Annotated in this window: 1 pseudogene; it reads left to right on the top strand. The window is 42.3% G+C overall.

The features are described from left to right. The first annotated feature begins 84 nt into the window (after positions 1–84). Positions 85–1298, top strand: a pseudogene (locus CSV67_RS16495) (IS3 family transposase). Positions 1299–1391 lie beyond the last annotated feature (93 nt).

Genomic DNA, 1391 nt, shown 5'->3' with positions numbered 1-1391 from the left:
AGTGAAGGTAGTATAAAAAGTGGACATAATCTAATGAGCGTGTTTGGATTAAAAGAACAAACAAACTGAATGGAGTGTGTCCACATGAGAAAACGAATTGATGATAATTTAAAGCGTCATCTGATTAAGTTAGTGGTAGAAGAAGGAAAGAAACAGATCGAGGTCTCTCGTGAGATGGATGTGCCAGTCAGCACCTTGCGAAGATGGGTAAGCGAGTATCGAAAAGAACTACAGAAAGAACGAAATGGAGAAGAGTATGTAACCCCTACTGAGCGACTGAAACAGCAACGGGCCTTAGAGAAAGAAATTCAAGAACTGAAAGAAGAAAATGAAATCTTAAAAAAAGCCATGCACATCTTTTCAAAAAACCCGCAGTGATCTATTCCTTTATCGAAGAACACCGGGGGTTATACCGCGTGAAGAAGATGTGCGAAGTCCTCCAGGTCTCAACGAGCGGCTATTATAAGTGGCGAGAGAAAGTACAGAGTGACATGCAGAAGATAAAGGAAGGCGCATTGAGGAGTATACAGCTGATTTTCTACGAAAATAGAGAGGTCTACGGCAGTCCCCGTATCCATCGTGAACTGAAGAAAATGGGGGTTGTCCTGTCGGTAAAGACCGTCGCGAACTACATGAGAGAACTAGGTCTATGTGCCACGGTGCCTTTTCAGTATACAGTGACGACGCAGTCCAATCATGAACATCCCATCTATCCTAACCTCTTGAAACGGAAGTTTCATGCGGATCACCCAAATCAAGCATGGGTTGTGGATATTACGTATATATGGACCAGTGAAGGATGGCTGTATTTAGCTACAGTGATGGATCTGTTTTCTCGGAAAATTATCGGGTTTAACCTGGCAAATACTTTATCAAAAGAACTGCCTCAACTGGCGTTGGAGCGTGCGTTTCATTTTCGATCACCAAAAGAAGGACTGATCCATCACTCGGATCAAGGGTCCCAATACGCATCCAAAGACTATATCTCCCTCCTAAAGAAGAACCGATGTAAAATTAGTATGAGCCGTAAAGGTGACTGTTACGATAATGCCTGCATTGAATCTTTCCACGCGACAATCAAGAAGGAACTGATCTATCGGAGAAAATTCAAGACCAGAAAAGAAGCAGAGGCAGTCGTTTTAGAATATATTATTTCGTTTTACAACGAGAGACGCAGCCACTCTACATTAAACTATGTATCACCCAATATGTTTGAGGCGATGTATGAGCACCAATCAAGAAAGAAAAGCACTCAGCAACCACTCATAACTTTCGTGGAGGAACAGTTGTCACTTTAACTGTTCCTCCACGAAAGTACAGCAAGCGTAGCGCGGTAGGTTTTTCAAAATAAACGCTCAATAAATGGTGTCCACTTTCTTGACAGAAGACCA

This window comes from Sporosarcina sp. P2, assembly GCF_002743255.1.
Taxonomy (GTDB): Bacteria; Bacillota; Bacilli; order Bacillales_A; family Planococcaceae; genus Sporosarcina.
This window is presented reverse-complemented; position numbering and strand designations above follow the sequence as displayed.